18 protein-coding genes are annotated in these 18690 nt (G+C 64.3%); 10 read left to right on the top strand and 8 right to left on the bottom strand.

All coding sequences use genetic code 11. The features are described 5' to 3' along the window. Position 1 precedes the first annotated feature (1 nt). Genes ACSFA3_RS11450 through ACSFA3_RS11430 form a run of 5 tightly spaced genes read left to right on the top strand, consistent with a single transcriptional unit; the run spans position 2 to position 5284 of the window. Positions 2-826 carry an ABC transporter permease gene (locus ACSFA3_RS11450; RefSeq protein WP_435505559.1) on the top strand — a complete coding sequence of 275 codons (825 nt, stop codon included), beginning with the start codon at positions 2-4 and terminating at the stop codon, positions 824-826. Between the two features lie 4 nt (positions 827-830). Next, positions 831-1616, top strand: a complete 786-nt coding sequence (locus ACSFA3_RS11445; protein WP_435505558.1) for an ABC transporter ATP-binding protein — start codon at positions 831-833, stop codon at positions 1614-1616. Further along, positions 1613-3043, top strand: a complete 1431-nt coding sequence (gene hydA, locus ACSFA3_RS11440; protein WP_435505557.1) for a dihydropyrimidinase — start codon at positions 1613-1615, stop codon at positions 3041-3043. The genes ACSFA3_RS11445 and hydA overlap by 4 nt, the downstream gene beginning before the upstream one ends. Positions 3044-3048: 5 nt before the next feature. Then, positions 3049-3792 (top strand): aspartate/glutamate racemase family protein, encoded by a 744-nt coding sequence (locus ACSFA3_RS11435; RefSeq protein ID WP_435505556.1) that lies wholly within the window; start codon positions 3049-3051, stop codon positions 3790-3792. 52 nt (positions 3793-3844) lie between these two features. Further along, a complete protein-coding gene (locus ACSFA3_RS11430; protein WP_435505555.1) occupies positions 3845-5284 on the top strand; it encodes an MFS transporter in 1440 nt (479 codons plus the stop codon). On the opposite strand, the gene ACSFA3_RS11425 is transcribed toward ACSFA3_RS11430, so the two are convergent. The 6 genes from ACSFA3_RS11425 to urtA all read right to left on the bottom strand — a co-directional run bounded on the left by ACSFA3_RS11425 (position 5285) and on the right by urtA (position 12400). Continuing rightward, the gene (locus ACSFA3_RS11425) at positions 5285-6508 is read right to left on the bottom strand and encodes an MFS transporter (protein ID WP_435505554.1); all 1224 of its coding nucleotides are present in this window, start codon (positions 6506-6508) and stop codon (positions 5285-5287) included. A 111-nt stretch (positions 6509-6619) separates the two neighbouring features. After that, positions 6620-7312 carry an urea ABC transporter ATP-binding subunit UrtE gene (urtE, locus tag ACSFA3_RS11420; protein ID WP_435505553.1) on the bottom strand — a complete coding sequence of 231 codons (693 nt, stop codon included), beginning with the start codon at positions 7310-7312 and terminating at the stop codon, positions 6620-6622. Between the two features lie 3 nt (positions 7313-7315). Next, a complete protein-coding gene (urtD, locus tag ACSFA3_RS11415) occupies positions 7316-8191 on the bottom strand; it encodes an urea ABC transporter ATP-binding protein UrtD (RefSeq protein ID WP_435505552.1) in 876 nt (291 codons plus the stop codon). Beyond that, positions 8188-9411, bottom strand: coding sequence for an urea ABC transporter permease subunit UrtC (gene urtC / locus ACSFA3_RS11410; RefSeq protein WP_435505551.1), 1224 nt, complete (start codon positions 9409-9411; stop codon positions 8188-8190). The genes urtD and urtC overlap by 4 nt, the downstream gene beginning before the upstream one ends. Then, complete coding sequence (urtB, locus tag ACSFA3_RS11405) at positions 9408-10985, bottom strand: urea ABC transporter permease subunit UrtB (protein ID WP_435506211.1); 1578 nt, start codon at positions 10983-10985, stop codon at positions 9408-9410. Before urtB ends, urtC begins: the two co-directional genes overlap by 4 nt. A 146-nt stretch (positions 10986-11131) precedes the next feature. Beyond that, the gene (gene urtA, locus ACSFA3_RS11400; RefSeq protein ID WP_435505550.1) at positions 11132-12400 is read right to left on the bottom strand and encodes an urea ABC transporter substrate-binding protein; all 1269 of its coding nucleotides are present in this window, start codon (positions 12398-12400) and stop codon (positions 11132-11134) included. 141 nt (positions 12401-12541) lie between these two features. Between urtA and ACSFA3_RS11395 the strand changes: the two genes are divergently transcribed. Further along, a complete protein-coding gene (locus tag ACSFA3_RS11395; protein ID WP_435505549.1) occupies positions 12542-13171 on the top strand; it encodes a transcriptional regulator in 630 nt (209 codons plus the stop codon). Further along, on the top strand, positions 13155-13577 hold the full coding sequence (locus ACSFA3_RS11390; RefSeq protein WP_435505548.1) for a hypothetical protein: 423 nt from the start codon (positions 13155-13157) through the stop codon (positions 13575-13577). The genes ACSFA3_RS11395 and ACSFA3_RS11390 overlap by 17 nt, the downstream gene beginning before the upstream one ends. Here the strand turns inward: ACSFA3_RS11390 and ACSFA3_RS11385 are convergent. Next, positions 13569-14615, bottom strand: coding sequence for an extracellular catalytic domain type 1 short-chain-length polyhydroxyalkanoate depolymerase (locus tag ACSFA3_RS11385; protein WP_435505547.1), 1047 nt, complete (start codon positions 14613-14615; stop codon positions 13569-13571). The two genes, ACSFA3_RS11390 and ACSFA3_RS11385, sit on opposite strands and share 9 nt — an antisense overlap. 49 nt (positions 14616-14664) lie before the next feature. After that, positions 14665-15579 (bottom strand): polyphosphate kinase 2, encoded by a 915-nt coding sequence (ppk2, locus tag ACSFA3_RS11380; protein WP_435505546.1) that lies wholly within the window; start codon positions 15577-15579, stop codon positions 14665-14667. A 159-nt stretch (positions 15580-15738) separates the two neighbouring features. On the opposite strand from ppk2, the gene ACSFA3_RS11375 reads away from it, so the two are divergent. The 3 genes from ACSFA3_RS11375 (at position 15739) to ACSFA3_RS11365 (ending at position 18674) form a co-directional block, all read left to right on the top strand. Further along, positions 15739-16797 carry a transporter gene (locus ACSFA3_RS11375; protein WP_435505545.1) on the top strand — a complete coding sequence of 353 codons (1059 nt, stop codon included), beginning with the start codon at positions 15739-15741 and terminating at the stop codon, positions 16795-16797. Between the two features lie 78 nt (positions 16798-16875). Continuing rightward, complete coding sequence (locus tag ACSFA3_RS11370; protein ID WP_435505544.1) at positions 16876-17730, top strand: 3',5'-nucleoside bisphosphate phosphatase; 855 nt, start codon at positions 16876-16878, stop codon at positions 17728-17730. 5 nt (positions 17731-17735) lie between these two features. Continuing rightward, positions 17736-18674 (top strand): DMT family transporter, encoded by a 939-nt coding sequence (locus ACSFA3_RS11365; RefSeq protein WP_435506210.1) that lies wholly within the window; start codon positions 17736-17738, stop codon positions 18672-18674. Positions 18675-18690: the final 16 nt, after the last annotated feature.

The following is an 18690-nucleotide window of genomic DNA, read 5'->3' as shown; positions in this document are numbered from 1 at the left end:
GGTGACGGCGTCCTCCTGGCCCCTGGCCTTCTACCGGCGCATCGAACGCGCCATCGTGCCGGTGCTGATCCTGGTCGGTTGGGAGATCTTTTCCCGCTCCGGCGTCCTGCCGCGCGCCCTGCTGCCGGCGCCGTCGCAGGTGCTCGTGGCCTGGGCCGACTGGATTTTCGCGACCGACGGCAACACCCAGACCTACAGCGGCCACTGGTTCATGGACACCACTGCCAGTGCCTTCCGCGTGTTCTCCGGCTTCGCGCTCGCAACCGTGCTGGGCGTGGGCATCGGCATGGCCATCGGCTGGTCGCACACGATCGAGAAACTGATCGAACCGGTGCTGCAGATCCTGCGTCCGGTGCCGCCGGTGTCGTGGATTCCGCTGGCCATCATCTGGTTCGGCATCGCCGACAAGCCTGCCATCTTCCTGGTGTTTCTCGGCTCCTTCTTCCCGGTGCTGCTGAGCACCATCCATGGCGTGAAGACGGTCGACCGCAACCTGCTCCGCGCGGGCGCGATGGCCGGCGGCTCGCCGCAGAAGTTGCTGCGCCACATCGTCTTTCCGGCGGCGTTGCCGAGCATCTTCTCGGGCCTGCGCATCGCCATCGGCTCGGCCTGGATGCTGACCGTCACGGCCGAGATGGTCGCCGTGAAAAGCGGCGTCGGCTACGTGCTCTGGGACTCGTACTACTTCCTGCGCTACGACCTCGTCATCGCGGCGATGGTCAGCATCGGACTGCTGGGTTTCCTGAGCGACCTGGCGATCAAGCTGGTCGCCGCCCGCGTGCTGCGCTGGCAGCGCGGCTCCACTCTGCAAGCCAAGGGAGGCTGAGGCCATGGCGCTCATCACCATCGACCGCGTCTCGCGGCTCTTCGACGATCCGAAGCGAAACAGCTCGGTCAGGGCGCTCGACGACATCAGCCTGAACGTCGCGCGCAACGAATTCCTCTGCCTGCTCGGCCCGAGCGGCTGCGGCAAGTCGACGCTGCTCAACATGATCGCGGGCTTCGACAAGCCGACCAGCGGCACGGTGTCGGTCGGCGGCTCGGTCGTGACGGCCCCGGGCTCGGACCGCGGCTTCGTCTTCCAGCAGCCGACGCTGATGCCATGGCTCACCGTCTGGCAGAACGTCGCCTTCCACCTGACGATGCGCGGCATGAACAAGACCGAGAGTCGCGAACGCGCGCAGCGCTTCATCGACATGGTCCGGCTCACCGGTTTCGAGAATCACTTTCCGAGCGAACTCTCCGGCGGCATGAACCAGCGCGTCGGCATCGCCCGCGCGCTGCTGATGAATCCGGAGGTCATCCTCATGGACGAGCCGTTCGGCGCGCTCGACGAGCAGACAAAGATGGAGATGCACGGCGAGCTGGTCCGCATCTGGCGCGAGAGCCAGGCGACCATCGTCTTCGTGACGCACGGCATCGACGAATCGCTGGCACTCGGCACGCATGTCGCCGTGATGTCGGCGCGCCCGGGCCGCATCCGCGAACTGATCCCGATCGACCTGCCCCGGCCGCGCGACGCGACGAGCCCGCAGTTCAACGACTACAAGCGCCACATCCTGTCGCTGCTGCGCCCGGAGCCGGTTTCTTCCCGACCTCAAGAATTTTCCCGATGACCGATTTCGACCTGATCGTGCGCAACGCGCACGTCGTGACAGCCGCCGACGAATTCGATTGCGACATCGGCATCCGCGACGGCCGCATCGTGCAGCTGGGCAGCACGCTCGGCACTGCCACGCGCACCATCGACGCGGCCGGCCGCACCGTGACGCCGGGCGGCGTCGATGCGCACTGCCACCTCGACCAGCCGATGCCGCCGCCCACACGCAACGCCGACGATTTCGACAGCGGCACGCGCTCGGCAGCCTGCGGTGGGACGACCACCGTGATCCCGTTCGCGGCACAACAGAAAGGCCAGTCGCTGCGCGCAGCGGTCGAGGACTACCGCGCGCGCGCCGCCGGCAAGGCCCACGTCGACTACGCCTTCCATCTGATCGTCAGCGACCCGACGCCGACAGTGCTGCGCGAGGAACTGCCGCAGCTCATCCGCGAAGGTTTCACGTCGTTCAAGATCTACATGACCTACGACGACATGAAGCTCGACGACGGCCAGATCCTGGACGTGCTCGACGTCGCGCGCCAGGAAGGCGCGATGGCGATGCTGCATGCCGAGAACTCCGACTGCATCGAATGGCTGACCAGGCGCCTCGAAGCCGCCGGCCGTAAGGCGCCGCGCTTCCACGCGCACGCCCGGCCGATGCTGGTCGAACGGGAAGCCACGCACCGCGCCATCGCGCTTGCCGAACTGGTCGACGTGCCGATCCTGATCGTGCATGTTTCCGGCAAGGAGGCTGTCGAGCAGATCCGCTGGGCGCGCGCGCACGGGTTGAACGTATTCGCCGAGACCTGCCCGCAGTACCTGTTCCTGACCGCCGAAGACCTCGGCATCGACGACAGCTACAAGGGCGCGAAGTGCGTCTGCAGCCCGCCGCCGCGAGACAAGGCGAACCAGCAGGTGATCTGGGACGGGCTGAACGACGGGCTCTTCAGCGTCTTCTCGTCCGACCATGCGCCCTTCAAGTACGACGCGCCGGAAGGCAAGAAACCCAACGGCGAGGAGGTCAGCTTCCGCCACATCCCGAACGGCATTCCGGGGCTCGAAACCCGCATGGCGCTGCTCTGGTCCGAGGGCGTGCTGGCCGGCCGGATGACCGCGAACCGCTTCGTCGAACTCACGGCCACCGGCCCGGCAAAGGCCTACGGCCTGCACCCGCGCAAGGGCACGATTGCGATCGGCGCCGATGCCGACCTGGTGATCTGGGACGAGCGCGACTTCGTGCTGAGCAACGACCAGCTGCATCACGAGGTCGACTACACGCCCTACGCCGGCATGCGCCTGAAAGCTTGGCCGGGCCTGACGCTCTCGCGCGGCGAAGTGGTGTGGGACGGCAAGGACTTCCATCCGCATCCGGGGCGCGGACAGCTGCTCGAGTGCGGCATGCCGACGCTGATGCCGAAGCGGGTGCATCCGCGCGCCGAATGACCGGCATGCGCCTGCTCATCATCAACCCCAACATCTCGGAAAGCGTGACCGCGCTGATCGAGGCCGAAGCGCGGCGTTCGGCATCGCCGGGCACGCAGATCACGATGCAGACGGCGGCCTTTGGCGTGGCGTATATCGAAACACGTTTCGAGGCGCTGATCGGCGCCTATGCGACGGCGCAACGCGCTGCGGAGCATCACGCTGGGCACGATGCGGTCATCGTCGCGGCCTTCGGCGATCCCGGTCTCGCGGGCCTTCGCGAGGTGTTGTCGGTGCCGGTGCTCGGCATGACCGAATCGGCGCTTGCTACCGCCTGCCTGTTGGGCCATCGCTTCTCCATCGTCGCGATTTCACAGCGCATCCAGGCCTGGTATCGCGAGGTGGTCGAGGCCAACGGGCTGATCGGGCGGCTGGCCAGCATCCGGGCGCTGGACCGTCCGCTCGCGAGCATCGGCAGCGTGCAGGACGAGCATGCCGACGCATTGCGCGAGCTGTGCGAACGCGCGGTGCGCGAGGACGGTGCCGAGGTCATCGTGCTGGCCGGCGCGCCGCTGGCCGGGCTTGCGCGCAGCCTGCGCGGGCAGCTTCCGGTGCCGGTGGTGGACGGCGTTTCGAGCGCGGTGCGGCATGCGGAAACGCTGATCGCTCTGCAGCCGGGCAAGGCGGTCGAAGGCAGCTTCGCACCGCCGCCGACCAAGCCGAACACCGGCTTGCCCGACTCCATCGCAACGCTGCTGGCGCGTCGATAGCGGTTTTCACCGACAGCGCAGACGTGTCGTCCGCGCCTAGAGTGCCGTACGCATGGCACTCGTCCACACCGACATTCCCGCCCGCCTCGACCGCCTGCCGTGGTCGCGCTGGCACTGGCGCGTGGTCATTGCGCTGGGTGTGGCCTGGGTGCTCGATGGCCTGGAGGTGACGCTGGTCGGCTCGCTCGGCGGCGTGCTGGAGCGGTCGGACACGCTCGGCTTGCGCGCCGCGCAGATCGGCGCGGCCGGCTCGCTCTACATCGGCGGCGCGGTGATCGGTGCACTGGTGTTCGGCCGGCTGGCAGACAGGCTGGGTCGCAAGAAGCTGTTCCTCATCACGCTGGCGGTCTACACGGCGGCGACGCTGGCGACGGCGTTCTCGCCCAACTTCGCGTTCTTCGCGCTGTGTCGCTTCATGACCGGCGTGGGCATCGGCGGTGAATACGCAGCCATCAATTCGGCCATCGACGAGCTGATCCCGGCGCGCGTGCGCGGCCGTGTGAACCTCGCCATCAACGGCAGCTTCTGGATCGGTGCCGCGCTGGGCGCCGGTCTGAGCCTGGTGCTGCTGGATCCGCGCGTGCTCGGACCGGTGTGGGGCTGGCGTGCGGCATTTGCGCTCGGTGGTTTGCTGGCCGTCGCGATCCTGCTGGTGCGGCGCGACGTACCGGAAAGCCCGCGCTGGTTGATCGCGCATGGCCGTGCCGACGAGGCCGACGCAATCATCGAGCGCATCGAGGCCGAGGTCGCAGAGCAACACGGTCCGCTTGCGCCGGTGAGCACGCGCCTGAGTTATCTGCAAAAGTCCGCGCCGTCGATGCGCGAGGTGGCGAACGTCCTGTTCCACCGTTATCGCTCGCGCAGCGTGGTTGCGCTGTCGCTGATGATTTCGCAGGCGTTCTTCTACAACGCGATCTTCTTCACCTATGCGCTGGTGCTGACTCGCTTCCACGGCGTGCCGGAGGGTCGCGTCGCGCTCTACATCTTTCCGTTCGCGCTAGGCAACGTGCTAGGGCCGCTGCTGCTCGGACCATTGTTCGACCGTATCGGACGGCGGAAGATGATCGCGCTGACCTATGTGCTTTCAGGGATCGGCTTGGCGCTGACAGGCTGGGCCTTCATGGAGGGATGGCTGAACGCACTGAGCCAGGCGCTGTGCTGGTCGGCGGTGTTCTTTCTGGCATCTGCTGCGGCAAGTTCGGCTTACCTGACGGTGAGCGAAGTGTTCCCGCTCGAGATGCGCGCGCTGGCGATTTCGCTTTTCTATGCAGTCGGAACTGGCGCCGGAGGCTTTGCGGCACCGTGGCTGTTCGGCATGCTGATCGACACCGGAAGCCGTGGAGCGGTGGCTGTCGGCTATGCCATCGGTGCCGTGCTGGTAATCGTGGCAGGGCTCGTCGCGCTGCGATGGGGCGTCGATGCGGAGCGGCGGTCGCTGGAAGACATCGCGCCGCCAATGGGCACGCACGAAGAGCCCGGCCGCGCAGGCTGATCAGCTTTTAGGTGCGCTCTTCGAGCGTCGGTCGAGCGCTATCGATGCGGCAAACACGACCAGTCCGGCGACACCCAGCATCGCACCGACCCAGCCTGTCGACGTCCAGCCGAAGCCGGCTGAAATCGCCATGCCGCCGAGGTAGGCGCCGAGCGCATTGGCCGTGTTGAAAGCCGAATGGTTGAGCGCCGCGGCCAGCGTCTGCGCCTCGCCCGCCACGTCCATCAGCCGGATCTGCAGCGCCGGCGCAATCGCGACGATGGTGCCGAGCAGGAATGTCGCGATGGCGGCGGTGCCGATGTGCTGCGCCGCGAACACGAACAGAACCATGATCGCGATCGACCAGACCAGCAGCCCGCCGATGGTTTTCATGAGGTTCCTGTCCGCGAATCGCGATCCGACGAGATTGCCGGTGACCATGCCCACGCCGAACAGCGCCAGCACGAAGGGGACGCCGTTCAACGGCAGCCCGGCTACCTCGGTCAGCGTCGGCTTGATGTAGCTGAACACCGAGAACATGCCGCCGAAGCCGATGGCGCCGATGCCCAGCGTGAGCCAGACCTGGCCGCGGCGCAGCGCGTCGAGTTCGCGAAGTGGGCTCGCGCCGGATGCGGCCGGCATGTCCGGTATGCCGCGACGCAGCAGCCACATGGCCAGCAACGCGATCAGACCGACGAAGACGAAAGCGGCGCGCCAGCCGAACATTTGTCCGAGCCATGCTGCAATGGGCACGCCGAACAAGGTGGCTCCGGTCAATCCGAGCATCACCAGCCCGACGGCGCGGGCGCGCTGGCCCGATGGTGCCAATGAAGCAGCGACCAGCGCCGCAACGCCGAAATACGTGCCGTGCGGAAGGCCGCTCAAGAAGCGCAGGCCGTTCAGCGACAGATAGCCAGGCGCCATAGCCGAAGCGAAGTTTCCGAGTGCGTAAGCGCCCATCAACGCGATCAGCAGCGTGCGGCGATGCCAGCCGGCGGCTAGCACGGCGAGCACCGGAGCGCCTATGACGACGCCCAGCGCATAGGCGCTGATGACGTGGCCGGCCTCGGGAATGCTGACGCCGAGGTTGCGTGCGACCTCGGGCAGCAAGCCCATGATGACGAATTCGCCGGTGCCGATGGCAAATCCGCCAACGCCGAGCGCGACGACGGCGCGCATGAGCGTGCGATCATCTCGGGGAATGTCGACGTTGGACGAGGAGGCAGGAAGGGACGACGTGTTCATGGTGTGTGCGACTGGCAACACGCCAGTCCCACCCGTGGAACTAAGTGTTAACCCTATGTCAACTGAAGATACCACGCAAGCGGCAGCTTCGCACGCACACGGTCAAGCCGGTCAGATGGCGACCAGCTGCCGCACGCCCTGCGCTTCCATATCTTTGCCGAGCCCTCGCGCGATGACTTCGCCGCGCTCCATCACGAGGTAGTCGTCTGCGAGTTCCTGCGCGAAGTCGTAGTACTGCTCGCACAGCACGATGGCCATGTCGCCACGGTCAGCCAGCATGCGGATGACGCGGCCGATGTCCTTAATGATGCTTGGCTGGATGCCTTCGGTCGGCTCGTCGAGGATCAGCAGCTTTGGCTTCGGTGCGAGCGCGCGGGCGATGGCAAGCTGCTGTTGCTGCCCGCCGGAAAGGTCGCCGCCGCGGCGGTGGAGCATCTGCTTCAGCACCGGGAACAGCTCGTAGAGTTCGGCCGGAATCGGCGTGCTGCCGCTCTTGTAGGCGAGGCCCATGCGGAGGTTTTCCTCGACCGTGAGGCGCGCGAAGATCTCGCGGCCCTGGGGCACGAAGCCCATCCCGGAGCGGGCGCGCTCGTATGGCGTCTTCTTCTGGATCTGCTGGCCGTCGAATTCGATGCTGCCGCTCTTGATCGGCACAAGACCCATGAGCGACTTGAGCAGCGTGGTCTTGCCGACGCCGTTGCGGCCGAGCAGCACGGTGACCTTGCCCAGCGTCGCTTCGAAGCTGACGTTGCGAAGAATGTGGGAGCCGCTGTAGTACTGGTGGACGTTCTTGACTGTGAGCATTTCTTATCTCCCGAGGTAGACCTCGATCACCCGTTCGTCCGCTTGCACTTCATCCAGCGTCCCCTGCGCCAGTACGGACCCGTCGCACAGCACGGTGACGATCTCCGAAATCGTCCGGATGAAGCTCATGTCGTGCTCCACCACCATCAGCGAATGCTTGCCCTTGAGCGTCAGGAACAGCTCCGCAGTCCGCGCGGTTTCCTCGTCCGTCATGCCGGCGACAGGCTCGTCGAGCAGCAACAGCTTCGGGTCCTGCATCAGCAGCATGCCGATTTCCAGCCACTGCTTCTGGCCGTGGCTGAGATTGCCGGCCATGCGCGAAACGCTGTCCGACAGATGGATCGTTTCGATGATCTCCGCCAGCCGGTCGCTCTGCATTGAATCGAGTTTGAACAGCATCGAGCGCTTCACGCCCTTGTCGGTCTTGAGCGCGAGTTCGAGGTTCTCGAACACCGTGAGTTGCTCGAACACCGTCGGCTTCTGGAACTTGCGTCCGATGCCCAGCTGGGCGATCTCGGCTTCCTTGTGGCGCAGCAGATCGATGGTGCTGCCGAAGAAGACGGTACCCGAATCCGGCCGCGTCTTGCCAGTGATGATGTCCATCATCGTGGTCTTGCCGGCGCCGTTCGGGCCGATGATGCAGCGCAGTTCGCCGGGTGCGATGTCGAGCGACAGCTTGTTGATCGCCTTGAAGCCGTCGAAGCTCACGCAGACGTCTTCAAGGTACAGGATGCGGCCGTGCGTGACGTCGACTTCACCCGGGATCGCGATGCGCCCGGCGCCGCCATCGCGACCGCCGGATTCGGTGTTGCCCGGCAGTTCGACGCCGTTGTGCCTTGCGACACGTCGCGCGCCTTGCTCCATCAGATCGGGCGTCATGCGCGTGCTCCCTTGGCTTCGACTGCAGAGGCGGACACGACGGGCGCGAGTGCTTCGGGCTCGACGCCTTCCGATGCGGCCAGGCCGCGTTGCGCCTCGAGTCGTGCATCGCTCGGGCCTTTGTCTTTCGACATCAGCTTGCGCACCAGCCCGACGATGCCGTTCGGCAGGAACAGGGTTACGGCGATGAACAGCGCGCCGAGAAAGTACAGCCAGTACTCGGGATACGCCACCGTCAGCCAGCTCTTCGCGCCATTCACGATGAAGGCGCCGATGATCGGCCCGATCAGCGTGGCGCGTCCGCCGACTGCGGCCCAGATCGCGATCTCGATCGAGTTCGCGGCGCTCATCTCGCCGGGATTGATGATGCCGACCTGCGGCACGTACAACGCACCGGCAACACCGCACATGATGGCCGAGATGACCCAGATGGTGAGCTTGTACGGCAGCGGGTTGTAGCCCGAGAACATCACGCGCGTTTCCGCATCGCGGATGGCTTGCAGGACCCGGCCGAACTTGCTGCCGATCAGCCATTTGCTGAACAGGAAGAAGCCCAGCAGCGTGAGGCCGGTCATGACGAACAGCGTCATGCGCATGTTCTGCGTGGCGATCGGGATATCGAGGATTCGCTTGAAATCGGTGAAGCCGTTGTTGCCACCGAAGCCGGTCTCGTTGCGGAAGAACAGCAGCATCGCCGCGAAGGTCATGGCCTGCGTGATGATCGAGAAGTACACGCCCTTGATGCGCGAGCGGAAGGCGAAGAAGCCGAACACGAAGGCGATGAGCCCCGGCACCGCGACGATCATCAGCAGCGTCAGACCGAAGCTGCCGCTGAAGGTCCAGTGCCACGGCAGCTCTTTCCAGTCGAGGAAAACCATGAAGTCCGGCAGGTCGCTCTTGTAGTTGCCGTCGCGGCCGATCTGGCGCATGAGGTACATACCCATCATGTAGCCGCCGAGCGCGAAGAACATGCCGTGGCCCAGCGACAGGATGCCGGTGTAGCCCCAGATCAGGTCCATCGCCAGCGCGCAGATCGCGTAGCACATGATCTTGCCGACCAGCGCCACCGCATAGTCGCTCATGTAGAACGCGCTGTCGCGCGGCACCAGCAGATTGAGCGCCGGCGCCAGCGCGCAGACCACGATGAGCGCGACGAAAAACGCCGTCCAGCCCTTGCCGCTCAGCAGCGGGCCTTTGGTGGGAAGTACAACCTTGCTCATGCCTCTGCGCTCCGGCCCTTCATGGCGAAGATGCCTTGTGGACGTTTTTGGATGAAGATGATGATGAAGACGAGCACCGCGATCTTCGCGAGCACCGCGCCGGCCCAGCCTTCGATGAATTTATTGAGGATGCCCAGCCCCATCGCCGCGTAGACCGTGCCGGCAAGCTGGCCGACGCCGCCCATCACCACCACCATGAACGAGTCGACGATGTAGCTCTGGCCGAGGTCGGGGCCGACGTTGCCGATCTGGCTCAGTGCGCAGCCGGCGAGTCCTGCAATGCCCGATCCGAGCGCGAACGCGTAGGTGTCGATGCGCGCCGTGTTCACGCCCATGCAGGAAGCGATCGGTCGGTTCTGCGTGACGCCGCGGACGAAGAGGCCGAGCCGCGTCTTGCCGATGAGCCAGCCGACCGCGAGCAGCACCATCACCGCGAACACGATGATGCCGACGCGGTTCCACGGCAACGTCACGTTGCTCAACATGGTGAAGCCGCCGCTCATCCAGGGTGGGTTCTCGACGCCGACGTTCTGCGCGCCGAAGAGCGTGCGCACCAGCTGCTGCAGCATCAGGCTGATGCCCCAGGTGGCAAGCAGGGTTTCGAGCGGGCGGCCGTACAGGAAGCGGATCACGCCGCGCTCCAGCACCGCGCCGACCAGCGCCGACGCCATGAACGACACCGGAATCGCAGCCACCAGATACCAGCCGAATGCGGCCTCCGGCATGTAGCGCTGGAACACGCCCTGCATCACGTAGGTCGCGTAGGCACCGATCATCATCAGCTCGCCGTGCGCCATGTTGATGACGCCCATCAACCCGTAAGTGATGGCCAGGCCGAGCGCGGCGAGCAGCAGCACCGAGCCGAGGCTGATCCCGCTGAAGACCGCGTTGATGCGATCGCCCCAGACCAGCGCGCCGTCAATGCTCGTGATCGATTCGGCGATGGCGCTCTTGACGCCCGCATCGGTTTCGTCGGCGAGGCGCTGGTTGAGCAGCAGCTTGATGTCCGGGCTCTTGCGCTCGGCCAGCGCCTTCGCGGCCGCGATGCGCTTGGCGGGGTCGGCGCTATTGAGCATCGACGCGGCACGCACCAGTTCGAGCTGGGCCTTGATGCCCGGGTCGGTCTCGGCGGCGAGCGCCTTTTCGACGGCAGGCAGGCGAGATTCGCTCGGTTCCTTCAGCAGGCCCTGCGCGCCTTCGGCACGCACAGCCGAGTCCTTGCTCGTGAGCTTGAGCACGGCCTGCGCGGCGTCGAATGCGCCGCGCATGAGGTTGTTGTTGACCACGTCTTCCGCGGTATCGGGCACCTTCGATTCGGCGCCGGTGACAGGGTCGTAGCCCTTGTCCTCTTTGATCACGAAGACCTTGTCTTCAGTGAACTTGACCGCGTCGTCGGCCATCGCCTGAATGAAAGCGGCTGTCTTGTCGTCGGCGGTGAGCACGGCCTTGTCGAGTGCGACGATGCGGGCTTCGGTGTCGCCTGAGGCGATGGCGCGGGCTTCGTCGGATGTCAATGCGTGCGCAGGCAGAGCTGCGACTAGCGCAACCGTCGCGCAGGCAAGTAGAAAGCGCATCGGTAGTTGCACGGCGATCTCAGTAATGGGGGGAGTTCAGACCAGAAACACCGCGGAACCGGCTTTGCCGGGCCGCTGGTGTTGCCCCCGGCAGGGGGTAGGAGGAGGCGACACGAAGTGCGCCGCATCCTGGGGGCGAGCCAAAGTTACATCGATTTGCCGGCAGGCTGATCCGGCTTCTTGTCGTTGCCTTCGATGTACGGGCTCCAGGGCTTCGCCTTGACCGGACCCGGCGTCTTCCACACCACGTTGAACTGACCGTCGGCCTTGATCTCGCCGATGAACACGGACTTGTGCAGGTGATGGTTCTTCTCGTCCATCTTCGACACGATGCCCGACGGTGCGTTGAAGGTCTGACCGGCCATGGCCGCGATCACTTTGTCGGTGTCGGTCGACTTGGCCTTCTCCACTGCCTGCTTCCACATGTGGATGCCGATCCAGGTGGCTTCCATCGGGTCGTTGGTCAGCGGCTTGTCCATGTGGCCGGGGATCTTCTTGGCCTTTGCATAGTCGCTCCATTGCTTGATGAAGGCGGTGTTGGTCGGGTTCTTGATCGACATGAAGTAGTTCCATGCGGCCAGGTGACCCACCAGTGGCTTCGTGTCCACGCCGCGCAGTTCTTCTTCGCCCACCGAGAAGGCGACGACCGGCACGTCCTTGGCCTTCAGGCCCGCGTTGCCGAGTTCCTTGTAGAACGGTACGTTGGAGTCGCCGTTGATGGTCGACACCACGGCGGTCTTGCCGCCGGCCGAGAACTTCTTGACGTCGGCGACGATGGTCTGATAGTCGCTGTGGCCGAACGGCGTGTACTTCTCGTCGATGTCCTTGTCGGCCACGCCCTTGCTCTTGAGGTAGGCGCGCAGGATCTTGTTGGTGGTGCGCGGGTAGACGTAGTCGGTGCCGAGCAGCACCCAACGCTTCGCGCCGCCGCCTTCCTTGCTCATCAGATAGTCGACTGCAGGAATGGCTTGCTGGTTGGGTGCCGCGCCCGTGTAGAACACGTTCTTCGACAGCTCCTCACCTTCGTACTGCACAGGGTAGAACAGCAGGCCGTTCATTTCCTCGACTACCGGCAGCACCGATTTGCGCGACACCGAAGTCCAGCAACCGAAAATCACCGAAACCTTGTCCTGACCCAGCAGCTGCTTGGTCTTCTCGGCGAACAGCGGCCAGTTGGAAGCCGGGTCGACGATCACGGGCTCGAGCTGCTTGCCCATCACGCCGCCCTTCTTGTTGATGTCCTCGATGGCCATCAGCACCGTGTCTTTCAGCACGGTCTCCGATATCGCCATCGTGCCCGACAGCGAGTGCAGCACGCCGACCTTGATGGTGTCGGCGGCGAAGGCAGGCACAGCCGACAGGCTGGCGAGAGTGGCAGCGGCGGCGAGCGCCTTGAGGGTGAAACGGCGTTGCATGGTGATGTTCCTTCTCCGGTTGTTTGAACCTGCTCGTCAGCGCTTTGCTGACGATGAGAGGAGTGTCTTGATCGAGCACTAATACGGAAATACGCCCGGTGGCGTACGAACAAACCCAATTTGGGATTTAAGATACCCAATATGGGAATATCGACAGATATAGCAAAAGGCTCCGCCGCAAAACGAACCGGACTTGCCGATGCCCTTTTCACGACGACCCAGCAACGCGTTCTGGGTTATCTGTTTGGACAGCCGGAGCGCAGCTTTTTTGGAAGCGAATTGATCAAGTTGACAAGTGCAGGTTCAGGGGCCGTTCAGCGCGAGTTGAAACAACTGACCGAAAGCGGACTGCTCATTTCGTCGCGTATCGGCAATCAGAAGCACTACCAAGCCAACCCCGAAGCGCCGATCTACGCTGAGTTATGCGGCATCGTGCAAAAGACTTTCGGCCTGGTCGGACCGCTGCGCGAGGCGCTGCAACCGTTGTCGAGCCAGATCGACGCAGCCTTTGTCTTCGGCTCGGTTGCCAAGAGGAGTGACACCACAATAAGCGATATCGACCTCATGCTCATCAGCGACGACCTTTCCTACGGTGACGTCTTCCTGACGCTGGATGCAGTTTCCTTACGCCTTGGCCGCACGGTCAATCCGACGATCTTCACCGTCAATGAGTTACTGCGAAAACAAAAAGATGGCGAGTCCTTCGTCAATCGAGTGATGGCCCAACCGAAGTTGTGGGTGATCGGAGACGCAAATGTCCTCCCAGCTTGAGAACCTTTGCGGCCCTGGCAAACCGCTCCGTGCCGAAGCACCGGATACGAGTGAATTCGCAGGACTCATGCGCTCGGGAATCGCTCGGCTCAGGGATTCGCAGGTAGAACAGTTGGCTCTCGAAAGCCGCTTCGATCTCGCCTACAACGCAGCTCACTCGATGTGTCTGGCTGCGCTCCGCCGGCATGGCTATCGTTCGAGCAATCGGTACATCGTGTTCCAGGTTTTGCCGCACACGCTAGGGCTGGGTCCTGAGGTCTGGCGGGTACTGAACAAGGCACACGAAATTCGAAATCTCGGTGAGTACGAGGGCGACCTCAATATCGACGACCGCATCGTGCGAGATCTGATCGCTGCATGCAAACAGGTTGCGACCCGACTTGCCGCACTATCGCCGCTAAGCTAAATCGCCGCCAGCAAACTGCGCCGACACGAACGCCCAGAGCAGCTTCGTCGCATCCGGCCCCGCCGCATCGCTGAAAGGCTGCGAGCCCAACCCGCCGCTCCATGCATGGCCGAGATTCTTGATCTCGCACAACGTGACCGCAACCTTGCCATCGCGCTTGTAATCGGTCTGGCGCATCGGATGGCGCTTGCCGCGCTGAAGCATCCGGTCAACCCCTGGCTGTGCGCCGGAAGCCGTCGCCCAGATCGCTGCGGTCGATCGGGCATTGCCCGGAGCGACCACCGAGTCTGCGACGCCGTGCAACACCATGAGCGGCGGCAATGTCGTGCCCATCAATGCAGCGCCCATCGCCTTGCCGACCGCAGTTGACGGCGATGGAATGCGTTGCCCGCGCATCGCGCTCAATGCGCTGGCGGACGATTGCGCGGCACCCGGCGCAACGCCCGAATGCGTGACGACCGCCTTGAAGCGCGTCGGAAAATGCGTCGCCATCAGCACTGCCATGCTCGCGCCCGCCGAAAGTCCAGCCACCGCGATCTTTTCTCGGTCGACCGGGTACATCAGACAGACCTGATCGACAGCGGCCAGCAGCGTGGCGGCCTCGGCACGCGACTTGCCCGAACGTGTGTCGTACCAGTTCCAGCACCCGTGCGGATTGGCGATGCGATCCTGTTCAGGGTAGAGCACCAGGAATCGCTCGCGGTCGGCGAGTCGGTTCATTCGCGTGCTGATCGCGAAATCGCGCCCGGTCTGTCCGCAGCCGTGCAGCATCACCATCAACGGCAATTTTTCGCCGATGGCGACGCCTGGCGGTTTGTACAGATGAAAACGACGTGCGCCAGCCGGCCCCAGCGCCATGCCCGAGATCCAGTCGCCGGGTCCTGGCGGCGGCTTGTTCTGCGCGACGGCAGCGCGCGTGATCTTCGCGCCGATGCGACGGCCGTTGCTGAGCGTGACTTTGGTGGCCGCCTTGGTCAGCGTGCGAAGACTGCGCGTGTAAGCGCGGGTCAAAGAGGATGCGACGGAGCGTCTTGCCATTGGAAAGACAGTACCAGCTTCCGGCCGAAGGCGCGACCGGACAACGCGCTCAATAGCGCTCGGGAACGATCATGTTCGCTGGAACCGGCTGGCGCAGATAGTCCGGGTTGCGTACGCGTGCCGGAAGATCGACGGGCGGATGAACGGTTTCCTTGTAGGGCAGCTGGTCCAGCAGATGTGCGATGCAGTTGAGCCGCGCCTTCTTCTTGTCGACCGCCTGCACCACCCACCATGGCGCCTCGGGAATGTGCGTGCGCTCGAGCATGGTTTCCTTCGCCTTGGTGTACTCCTCCCAGCGGCGACGGCTCTCCAGGTCCATCGGACTCAGCTTCCACTGCTTGAGCGGATCGTGGATACGGCCCAGGAAGCGCAGGTGCTGCTCGTCGTCGGTGATCGAGAACCAGTACTTGATCAGCGTGATGCCGGACCGCACCAGCATCTTCTCGAATTCCGGCACGCTGCGGAAGAATTCTTCGTACTCGGCATCGCTGCAGAAGCCCATCACCCGCTCGACGCCGGCGCGGTTGTACCAGCTGCGGTCGAACAGCACCATCTCGCCGGCCGCCGGCAGATGCGCGATATAGCGCTGGAAATACCACTGCGTACGCTCGCGGTCGTTCGGCGCCGGCAATGCGGCGACGCGGGCAACGCGCGGATTGAGGCGCTGGGTGATCCGCTTGATCACGCCGCCCTTGCCGGCCGCATCGCGCCCTTCGAACAGGATCACCACTTTCTGCTTGCTGTGCTGCACCCAGTCCTGCAGCTTGACCAGCTCGCCCTGCAAGCGGAACAGTTCGCGGAAGTACGCCGCACGCTCGGCCTTGTCGACACCGACCGGCTCTCCGTTTTCATTGACATGCCGGTCCTCGATCTCGAGTTCGAGCTCTTCGTCGTAGCTGTCGACCAGGTCGCGCGCGATGCGCGCCATCAGGTCTTCGTGATCGGGATTGAGGTTTTGAGGCATGGTGTTCGAGGGCTTGAAAGTGGTCGGATGGTGTCTCCGTCGCATGACGTACGCGTGACAGCTGACACGCGCCCGTCATAAACCGCAGCGACGATCGCGCAACGATGCCGAACGATGCCGGTTTGGGAGGCACGAATCAAGAGCCTGGAAAATGACAACATGACGACCCGTGCTTTCGGTACGACAGGCACGATTCCACAGGTCGGAGACGACGCCGGACTGATCTGCGGCTATGTTTTCGCTGGCGGCGACAGCGCGCCGATGCGCTCTTCCGGTCGGTCGGTGGACGTTCATCAGGCGGCGACTTGGCTCGTCGAGCCGCCCGATCCAGCGTCGCCGAACGAGTTCATGTGGCTGCATTTCAATCTGAGTCATGCACACGCCGAACGCTGGATCGAGCGCCATGCCGGGCTTTCCGACGCCTTTTTCGAAACCCTCAAAGACGGCTCGCACTCGACCCGCATCGAACGCGACGACGATGCGCTGATCGCGGTCGTCAACGACGTGCATTTCGACTTCGGCTTCGAGCCCTCCGACATCGCGACGTTGTGGATCAGCGTCGGGCCGCGGCTGGTCGTGACGGCGCGCACGCAGCCGCTGCGTTCGGTCGATGCGTTGCGGACGGCCGTGCGCAGTGGCGAGTCGCCGCGGTCGAGCGTGGTGCTCCTCGAACAGCTGATGCGCACGCAGGCCGACGGACTGGTCGACATCGTGCGCGGCGTGACGACGCGCATCGACACCATCGAGGACGAACTGCTCGGTGGCCGGCTCGATCACAAACGCGCCCGGCTCGGCGTGCTCCGCCGGCTGCTCGTGAGGCTGCAGCGACTGTTGGCGCCGGAGCCGGCCGCCCTCTTCCGCCTGTTGCAGCATCCGCCGGCCTGGATGGCTGCGGACGATGCGCAGGAACTGCGGGGGGCGAGCGAGGAGTTTTCAGTCGTGCTGCGCGACATGCAGGGTCTGCAGGAACGCATCAAGCTGCTGCAGGAGGAAATCGCCGCCAGCGTGAACGAGGACAACAACCGCAGCCTTTATGTGCTGACCGTGGTCACGGTGCTGGCGCTGCCGATCAACATCCTGGCCGGACTGTTCGGCATGAACGTGGGCGGTATTCCGCTGGCGGAACACAAGCACGGCTTCTGGATCGTGATGGCGATGGTGGGCGGTTTCACGGCCGTGGCGGCCTGGGTGGCGCGACGGCGGAAGAACGACAGATAGGCAGCCTTCAAGCCTGTAGGGCAACGGGCATGTCGCCTCCGTTCTGCAGCGCCTGCGCTTCGCCGATAAAATCGGGGCGTGCCATCCATCCTCAACGCCGATCTTCACTGCCACTCCGTGGTTTCCGACGGCACGCTCACGCCGGAAGCCCTGGCCGAGCGCGCTGCAGCCAACGGTGTCGAACTCTGGGCCCTGACCGACCACGACGAGGTCGGCGGACAGCACCGGGCCATTGCCGCGGCCCGCGCCAACGGCATGCGCTACCTCACCGGCGCCGAGATCTCGATCACTTTCGCGAATGAGACGGTTCACATCGTCGGACTGGGTTTCGACCCGGACGACGCCGCCTTGCGCGCCGGCCTGCAAGCCACGCGGGGCGGTCGCGGCGCCCGCGCCAGGGAAATGTCGGATGGCCTGGCGAAGGTCGGCATTCAGGGCGCGTACGAAGGCGCGGTGACTTTCGCCGGCAATCCCGAACTGATTTCGCGCACGCACTTCGCCCGATTCCTCGTCGAAAGTGGCGTCTGCCGGGACACTTCGGAAGTTTTCCGCAAGTACCTGACCGAAGGCAAGCCCGGCTACGTGCCGCACCGCTGGGCCACGCTCAGGGATGCCGTGCACTGGATCACCGACGCCAAAGGCATCGCGGTCGTCGCACATCCGGGGCGCTACAACTTCACGGCCAACGAAGAGCACGCGCTTTTCACGGAATTCCAGGCCCATGGCGGCCGCGCGATCGAGGTCGTTACCGGCAGTCACGCACCGGCGGAGTACATCGAGTACGCCGAGAAGGCCATCGAATACGGATTCGCGGCATCGCGGGGCAGTGATTTCCACAGCCCCGACGAGAGCCACATGGACCTCGGCAAGCTGCCATGGCTTCCGGGAAAGTTGACGCCGGTCTGGGAACTGCTCGAAGACCGGTTTCTGTGAGCAGCATGCCCGAAGACGGGCTGAAACCGGCGCCGAAAACCTCGACCCGCGACCTCGCATCCGAACGAATCCTTGCCGGCATCGGCCTCGTGCTGATGGCTGTCGCGTGTTTCGCATCGCTCGACACGGCGACCAAGATCTCCGTTTCGGTGGTTCCGATCCTGATGGGTGTCTGGTTCCGCTATGCCTTCCAGGCCGTCGCCACGACGGTCTTTCTGCTTCCCCGACACGGCACGGCGCTGCTCAGGACGGCGCATCCCAAATACCACGTGCTGCGCGGCGCCCTGCTTCTGGTCACCAGCATCCTGGCTTTCCTGAGCCTGCGCTACATGCCGCTTCCGGAATTCACCGCCATCGTGCTGCTCGCCCCGCTTGCCGTCACCTTGCTGGCAGCGACGGTTTTGAAAGAGCAGGTTTCGGCGCTCCGCTGGACGCTGGTGGCAGGCGGGTTCATCGGCACGCTGGTGATTCTTCGTCCGGGCGGGGGTACGTTCAGTTGGGCGATCCTGCTGCCGGCGGGGCTGGTCGTGACGAACGCATGCTTCCAGGTCTTGACCAGCAAGCTCGCGCAGACGGAAAACCCGCTGACCATGCATTTCTACACCGGCTGGGTCGGTACCTTGCTGGCTTCGGTAGCGCTGCCCTTCGTTTGGGAAGCGTTGCCGTCGTGGCACTGGTGGGCGCTGTTGTGCCTGATGGGTCTCATGGGGACCGTAGGACACTACTTCCTGATTCTTGCTTTCCAACGCGCTCCCGCCTCGACACTCACGCCTTATCTGTACGCCCAGATCGCATTCGCGATGCTTGGCGGCTGGCTCATATTCACGCACGTACCCGATGTCATCTCGCTGGTCGGCATGGGAATGATCGCCGCCTGCGGTGCGACCGGCGCCTGGCTCACCGTGCGCGAGCGTCGCGTACCGATCGAGCCCGCCGAATCCTGACAAGAACAAAAGAACA

It is taken from the genome of Variovorax glucosi (genome assembly GCF_051216695.1).
Taxonomy (GTDB): domain Bacteria; phylum Pseudomonadota; class Gammaproteobacteria; order Burkholderiales; family Burkholderiaceae_C; genus Variovorax.
Note: the sequence above shows the minus strand (reverse complement) of the source record. Positions and strands in the feature narration are given on the sequence as shown.

What these genes read in the sequence shown, in the direction of transcription:
- ACSFA3_RS11445 (WP_435505558.1), top strand. Translation starts at nt 831, where the DNA reads ATGGCGCTCATCACCATCGACCGCGTCTCGCGGCTCTTCGACGATCCG.
- hydA (WP_435505557.1), top strand. Translation starts at nt 1,613, where the DNA reads ATGACCGATTTCGACCTGATCGTGCGCAACGCGCACGTCGTGACAGCC.
- ACSFA3_RS11435 (WP_435505556.1), top strand. Translation starts at nt 3,049, where the DNA reads ATGCGCCTGCTCATCATCAACCCCAACATCTCGGAAAGCGTGACCGCG.
- ACSFA3_RS11430 (WP_435505555.1), top strand. Translation starts at nt 3,845, where the DNA reads ATGGCACTCGTCCACACCGACATTCCCGCCCGCCTCGACCGCCTGCCG.
- ACSFA3_RS11425 (WP_435505554.1), bottom strand. Translation starts at nt 6,508, where the DNA reads ATGAACACGTCGTCCCTTCCTGCCTCCTCGTCCAACGTCGACATTCCC.
- urtE (WP_435505553.1), bottom strand. Translation starts at nt 7,312, where the DNA reads ATGCTCACAGTCAAGAACGTCCACCAGTACTACAGCGGCTCCCACATT.
- urtD (WP_435505552.1), bottom strand. Translation starts at nt 8,191, where the DNA reads ATGACGCCCGATCTGATGGAGCAAGGCGCGCGACGTGTCGCAAGGCAC.
- urtC (WP_435505551.1), bottom strand. Translation starts at nt 9,411, where the DNA reads ATGAGCAAGGTTGTACTTCCCACCAAAGGCCCGCTGCTGAGCGGCAAG.
- urtB (WP_435506211.1), bottom strand. Translation starts at nt 10,985, where the DNA reads ATGCGCTTTCTACTTGCCTGCGCGACGGTTGCGCTAGTCGCAGCTCTG.
- urtA (WP_435505550.1), bottom strand. Translation starts at nt 12,400, where the DNA reads ATGCAACGCCGTTTCACCCTCAAGGCGCTCGCCGCCGCTGCCACTCTC.
- ACSFA3_RS11395 (WP_435505549.1), top strand. Translation starts at nt 12,542, where the DNA reads ATGGGAATATCGACAGATATAGCAAAAGGCTCCGCCGCAAAACGAACC.
- ACSFA3_RS11390 (WP_435505548.1), top strand. Translation starts at nt 13,155, where the DNA reads ATGTCCTCCCAGCTTGAGAACCTTTGCGGCCCTGGCAAACCGCTCCGT.
- ACSFA3_RS11385 (WP_435505547.1), bottom strand. Translation starts at nt 14,615, where the DNA reads ATGGCAAGACGCTCCGTCGCATCCTCTTTGACCCGCGCTTACACGCGC.
- ppk2 (WP_435505546.1), bottom strand. Translation starts at nt 15,579, where the DNA reads ATGCCTCAAAACCTCAATCCCGATCACGAAGACCTGATGGCGCGCATC.
- ACSFA3_RS11375 (WP_435505545.1), top strand. Translation starts at nt 15,739, where the DNA reads ATGACGACCCGTGCTTTCGGTACGACAGGCACGATTCCACAGGTCGGA.
- ACSFA3_RS11365 (WP_435506210.1), top strand. Translation starts at nt 17,736, where the DNA reads ATGCCCGAAGACGGGCTGAAACCGGCGCCGAAAACCTCGACCCGCGAC.